Origin of the sequence: Pseudomonas edaphica (assembly GCF_005863185.1) — a bacterium.
In the GTDB taxonomy this organism is placed as follows: Bacteria; Pseudomonadota; Gammaproteobacteria; order Pseudomonadales; family Pseudomonadaceae; genus Aquipseudomonas; species Aquipseudomonas edaphica.
In genome coordinates this window covers 1-5,700 of sequence record NZ_VBVZ01000404.1, presented here as the reverse complement: position 1 = coordinate 5,700, position 5,700 = coordinate 1, and the positions used below count along the sequence as shown (strand labels likewise).

6 protein-coding genes are annotated in these 5,700 nt (G+C 58.9%); 4 read left to right on the top strand and 2 right to left on the bottom strand.

Annotated features, from left to right (window positions below):
* Positions 1-605, bottom strand: a 605-nt coding sequence (locus FEM54_RS22635) for a LysR family transcriptional regulator (protein WP_138453140.1), incomplete at its 3' end; no start/stop codon positions are given.
* A gap of 285 nt (positions 606-890) precedes the next feature.
* On the opposite strand from FEM54_RS22635, the gene FEM54_RS22630 reads away from it, so the two are divergent.
* The gene (locus FEM54_RS22630; RefSeq protein ID WP_032865444.1) at positions 891-2,123 is read left to right on the top strand and encodes an MFS transporter; all 1,233 of its coding nucleotides are present in this window, start codon (positions 891-893) and stop codon (positions 2,121-2,123) included.
* Here the strand turns inward: FEM54_RS22630 and FEM54_RS22625 are convergent.
* Entirely contained in the window at positions 2,061-2,975 is a 915-nt protein-coding gene (locus tag FEM54_RS22625) for a LysR family transcriptional regulator (RefSeq protein ID WP_138453137.1), read from the bottom strand. The two genes, FEM54_RS22630 and FEM54_RS22625, sit on opposite strands and share 63 nt — an antisense overlap.
* A 105-nt stretch (positions 2,976-3,080) precedes the next feature.
* Between FEM54_RS22625 and FEM54_RS22620 the strand changes: the two genes are divergently transcribed.
* The 3 genes from FEM54_RS22620 to FEM54_RS22610 form a co-directional block, all read left to right on the top strand.
* Positions 3,081-3,962 (top strand): HalD/BesD family halogenase, encoded by an 882-nt coding sequence (locus FEM54_RS22620; protein WP_138453135.1) that lies wholly within the window; start codon positions 3,081-3,083, stop codon positions 3,960-3,962.
* Between the two features lie 51 nt (positions 3,963-4,013).
* On the top strand, positions 4,014-5,240 hold the full coding sequence (locus FEM54_RS22615; RefSeq protein ID WP_138453133.1) for a M24 family metallopeptidase: 1,227 nt from the start codon (positions 4,014-4,016) through the stop codon (positions 5,238-5,240).
* Positions 5,241-5,534: 294 nt separating this feature from the next.
* Positions 5,535-5,700, top strand: a 166-nt coding sequence (locus tag FEM54_RS22610) for a twin-arginine translocation signal domain-containing protein (protein WP_138453131.1), incomplete at its 3' end; no start/stop codon positions are given.

Genomic DNA, 5,700 nt, shown 5'->3' with positions numbered 1-5,700 from the left:
GTCAAGTAACGCTGATCTTCACTGGCCAACACATGCAACAAGGTCATGCAATTCAGATCCACGCCATCGCTGCATTCCCGGGCATACAGCGACGGCGCGCACACCGCGATGTGCCGCTCCTGAATCAGCAACGAACTGTCCAGGCCATCCCACTCGCCATTGCCGAACCGAATGGCGCAATCGAGCGTGCTGGTCTGCGCCAGGCTGTCTTGCAGGCACGTGGTGATGCTCAGCTCCAACTCCGGATGCGCCTCGCGCAAACGCCCCAAACGCGGCATCAACCAGCGGCTGGTAAACGTCGGCGGCGCGTTGATGTGCAACCGGTTGGAATGGGTTTTCTGCTGGATGCTGCGCACTGTCAGCTCGATCTTGTCGAACGACTGGTGCAACGCCCGCAACAACACGCGCCCGGCGCTGGTGAGCTCGAGGTGATGGTGGCGCCGTTCCAGCAGGCTCTCCCCCAATTGTTCTTCCAACTGGCGTACCTGGCGACTGACCGCGCTCTGAGTCACGTTCAACAGCTCGGCAGCACGGGTAAAGCTGCCGGTGCTGCCGGCGACTTCGAAGGCTTTGAGGGCATTGAGACCAGGCATTTTGCGTTTCATGGAGAGCACTCGACAACGATCAACAAGGAAGATTGAGCAGAGAAATACCCGTACAACATACCTTTTTGTATTGGGCCAGCGGTAGCACTCCCCCCACAGAGAAAAATACTCGACCGAAATCAATCATGTCGTTTTTGGACTAAACACGTCGCTGACGAATAAATAGCACGCGTATAACGCATGCACACTAAGACAATTAAGCATTGGCTGCCCGCGCACTACAAAAGTTAGTCTTCCCTCCAACTAAGTCTATTGGCTCTTCGCCAACTAAATCGAGGCCGCGCCATGTCTAGCACCCCTATTTCAACGCGACGAAGTATCGGTTTACTGGCATTGGTATTTACCGCCTGTAACGCGACCACCCACGGTTTCAGTATTTTTCTGTACTCCGCCTTATTGCCGCAGATCCGTGGGGTATTTGAACTGAACTACAGCCAGGCCGCCTTGATTGCAGCCGTGCTACAGCTGTTCTACATGGGTGCCTCGATTGCCAGCGGCATCGCCGCGGCCTGGGTGAGCCCACGCAATATGGTGCGCCTGACCATCGTGTTAAGCCCGGTGTTGCTGGCACTGGCCGTCGCCACGCCTTGGGTAGTGCCGTTTGCGCTATGCCTGGCGCTGGTGTCGGCCTGCGCGGTGTCGAACTGGAACGCGATTGCCGCATTGGCCCGAGAAGTGATCCCGGCGACTCATCGCAGCCGCGTGCTGGGGTTGGCGTCGTCGGGGGCCGCTTTTGCCATTTGCTTGAATGGGCTATTGATCGCACTGTTGCAAGGTCTGTCATTGCGCCAGTTTTGGTTGATCTGTGCAGGCCTGACGCTGCTGGTCACGCTGCTGACCTTGTGGACCTTGGCTGCGCACGTCGAACAAGCGCCCCGCTCTGTCCAGCCGCCCGCATTCACCCAAGTGCTCAAACAATGGCTGCAACTGTGCGTCGACCAGCCAGTGGCCTTGCACATTGTGTTACTCAGCGGATTTATCGGCGCAATCAGTGGACCGTTCCTCAACTTTTTATCGGCCTTTGTCAGTGACCGCCTGCACGCCGGTGCGGCGGTTACGGGCTCGATGTGGACGTTGATCGGCATTGGCGGCGCCATCGGCGGGCTGCTATTGGGCTCGCTGGCAGATCGCTGGGGCGCACTGCGGGTGCTGGCGCTGAGCATTAGCGCATTCGGCCTCGCCATGCTCGGCCTGCTGGGGCATCCCAGCCTATTACTGAGCTGGTGCGCTGCCGGATTGTTCGCGCTGTTCTATTTCCCTTCATGGGGTTTGATGGCCGCCTACCTCAGTGCACGCCTCGATCCGGTGCAAAGCCTGCAAGTGGTGAGCCTGAGCATGGTCAGCTACGGGCTGGCCAGTGCTTCGGCCAATGGGCTGTGCGGTTGGCTGTTGCAGGTCAGTGGCGAATTTACCGTGGTACATGCCTGGATTGCCGGCTGGGTACTGGCAAGTTTGCTACTGCTCAAGCGCATGGCCCATCGGCAGGCCGTGGACGCGTTGGCCGTGCAAATACCCTGAACGTCCCAACTGGCGCTGCAAAATTTCCACCAGCGCCTCCACCTCCGGAACCTGGCAACCCACCGAGCGCCAAAACATCAGGCGCGCCGGGGCAATGGCTGGGAAGCCTTGCTGCTCATCCAGAATCTGCCAGCCCTCCGGCACCAGCCGCCGTGCCATCACGCCCACCGACAAGCCTTGCTCAATGGCAATCGCAATGCCGCGCGGGCTCTGACTCGTATAAACCACCTGCCACGAACGCCCGGCCTGGGCCAGCGCTTGCACGGCATTGGCACGGAACGCACACCCTTCGGCGTACACCGCCAGCGGCACCGACTGGCGCCCTACGCCACTCCAACTCGGCGCCGCCACCCACACCAACGGTTCATCGCACAGGTATTCCCCCGGTTGCAGGCCCGCATGTTCAACACCCAGCACCAAGTCCAGCTCGCCGCGATGCAAGCGGCTGACCAGCGCGGTAGACATCTCACAGCAAATATCCGGGCGCACCTGGGCAAACTGCGCCTGAAAATCCTTGAGCATTCCGCCCAGGCAGTATTGAGCGTAGTCCTCGGGCATACCCAGGTGGATACACACCTGCTCATTGGGTAATTGAGCCGCGCTGACCGCCTCAAGGTGCAGCTTGAGGATCTGCCGCGCATAGATCAGAAAGGTTTCGCCGCTCGGCGTGAGGCCGATGGAGCGGCTGGTGCGGTGAATAAGCGGCGTTCCCACGATCTCTTCCAGGCGCTGCAAGCTCTGGCTGACGGTGGACTGGGTTTTATGCAAACGCTCAGCAGCCGCCGAAAACCCCTGGCATTCGATAATTGCCACAAACACTTTAAGTAAGCCCCCATCCAGTTCGCCTGACATAACTATCGCCCCTGCCGATGGATTCGATCACAACTTGTAATTTCCACTTCAAACCGGTTTACGCAACTATCGACTCAACACAACAGCCTACTTCAGGAGCCGTGTATGAGTCTTAAACTTGCCGATGCCGAAACCGGTGATATCAGCGATATCATTAATACAGCGCTGTATCCCATACATGATTCGGGCCATGTTCAACTGCGCGCATTAATTGAACATGCGCGTGCCGAACTGGCCGAAGACGGTTGCTGCCTGCTGAAGAACTTCCTGCGCCCCGAAGTGCTGGAACAGGCGCGCCTGGAAGGCCAGGCGCTGTCGGGCAAAACGTTCTATTCGGTGCGCAAGGTCAACCCCTACTTCACCGAAGACGACCCCAGCCTGCCCCAGGATGACCCGCGCCGCACGTTCATGGAGCGCACCAGTGGATTCGTGACCCGCGACATGATCGCCCCCGACGCGATCATCCATCGCCTGTACGTGTCGCCAATGATGAAGCGCTTTATCGGCGCCTGCCTCGACGAACCGGAGATTTTCGAATACGCCGACCCTTTCGCCGGCCTGGTGATCAACGTGATGCCCGAGGGCACCGAGCAGCCTTGGCACTTCGACACCAACGAATTCATCGTCAGCATGATGACCCAGAAGCCCGAGGCCGGTGGCCTGTTCGAGTACGCGCCGATGATCCGCTCGCGCAGCCAGGAGAACCTCGGCGCAGTCGGCAAAGTGGTGCGTGGCGAAGACCGCTCACGGGTGCAGAATCTGGAACTCAACCCCGGTGATTTGCAGATCTTCAAGGGCCGTTTCTCAGTGCACCGCGTCACCCGCGTGGAAGGCTCAACCGAGCGCAACACCGCGATCTTCGCCTACTCCGAGAAACCCGGAATCATTGGCCGCGCCCAACGCACCAAACAGCTTTACGGACGCCTGTCCGAAGCCCACCTGCAAGCCGAACGCAACCTGGTGCGCAGCGACCAGTTGCTCGACTGATTCACGCCCATAAAAAACCAAAAAACCGTCTTTGCCCTGCGAGGAACACCCATGAGTCTGTCAGGCCCCAACCGCAACCCCGCCGACTGCGAGCCCACTTATGACGAAATCCAGCAAATCCAGCTGGACCGCCTGCAACGGGTACGCAACGAACTGAAAAAACGTGACTACGCCGCTTGTGTGCTGTTCGACCCCACCCATATGCGCTACGCCACCGGCTCACGCAACATGCAGGTGTACTCGGCACGCAACCCGGCGCGTTATGCCTTTATACCGGCAGAAGGCCCGGTGGTGATCTTCGAGTTCGGCGGCTGTCTGCACCTGGCCGAAAGCCTGAATACCGTGGATGAAGTGCGCCCGGCCAAAGCCATTTCCTACTACTTCTGCGACAGCTTCTTGAACAACGTCACCGCCGACTGGGCCGCCGAGATAGATGAACTGGTGCGCCAGTGCGGCGGCGGTAAACGCATTGCCATCGAAAGCGCCACCTCGGCCGCCGCGTTCGAACTGCAACGGCTGGGTTACCAAGTGTTTGACGCCCAGGAACCGCTGGAGCGTGCGCGCTGCATCAAGGTGCCCAACGAACTGAAAATGATCCGCGCCAGCCTGCGCGCCACTGAAACGGGTGTGCGCCTGATGGAAAGTAAACTGGTGCCGGGCATCAGCGAGAACGAACTGTGGTCGCATCTGCACCAGCATGTGATCGCCACCGATGGTGATTACGTCGAGACTCGCCTGCTGTCCTCCGGCCCACGCACTAACCCGTGGTTCCAAGAGTGCAGCACGCGGCCTATTGAAGCCGGTGATCTGGTCGCGCTGGACACCGACGTGGTCGGGCGCTTCGGCTACTACGCCGACTTTTCGCGCACCTTTCTCTGTGGCGACCAGGCCGCCACCGCCAAGCAACAGGAACTGTACAAACTCGCCTACGAGCAAGTGCAGACCAACGTAGAAATGCTCAAGGCCGGGCGCAGCTTCAAGAAGTACGCCGAGATGGCCTGGAAAATTCCCGAACATTACAAAAACAACCGCTACTTCGCCCTGGCGCACGGGGTTGGCATGACCGGTGAATACCCTTACGTGGTACACCGCGAAGACATCGACGCGCTGGGCTATGACGGCGTGTTCGAAGCCGGCATGACCATCTGCGTGGAAAGCTACATCGGCCACGATGACGGCGGCGAAGGCGTGAAGCTCGAAGAACAGATCTATATCCACGAACACGGTATCGAGTTGCTCTCTGATTACCCGTTCGACCCGCGCCTGTTGCCACGCTGAACACGTCTAGCTCGAGAGGTGGCCTTGGGAAGGATCCGTAACATGCATTTATAGAAGGTTACTGCGCAGAATTTGTCGTTTGTCCATCTTTGCGCAAATGACAAAACTGCGGGCATCTCTAATAAAAACAACATGAGAGCTGCCCCTATGTCCTATCCCATTGCCCGCCTTCTGACTTCGTTGCGCCTTGTTCTTCTGCCGGTTTCACAGCGGTTCGTGCTGCGCCGTTGCTGCGCTTGCCACTGACCCTTGCGGTTCAACAAAAACGCATATTCGCAAGTACCGGAGAGGCTTATGAAAGACTTGACTACCCTGGACGGCGCCCCGCCGCATCCAGCCATCAATGACCTGTGTGTGCAAGTTAAAAGCGCTGAAATCAACCGCCGCCAGTTCCTGCGCACCGCCGCGCTATTGGGCGTCACCGTCGCCAGCGCCAGCACCTTTCTGGGCTCTGCTTTAC

Coding starts and splice junctions, on each gene's coding strand:
- FEM54_RS22630 (WP_032865444.1), top strand. CDS start 891: ATGTCTAGCACCCCTATTTCAACGCGACGAAGTATCGGTTTACTGGCA.
- FEM54_RS22625 (WP_138453137.1), bottom strand. CDS start 2,975: ATGTCAGGCGAACTGGATGGGGGCTTACTTAAAGTGTTTGTGGCAATT.
- FEM54_RS22620 (WP_138453135.1), top strand. CDS start 3,081: ATGAGTCTTAAACTTGCCGATGCCGAAACCGGTGATATCAGCGATATC.
- FEM54_RS22615 (WP_138453133.1), top strand. CDS start 4,014: ATGAGTCTGTCAGGCCCCAACCGCAACCCCGCCGACTGCGAGCCCACT.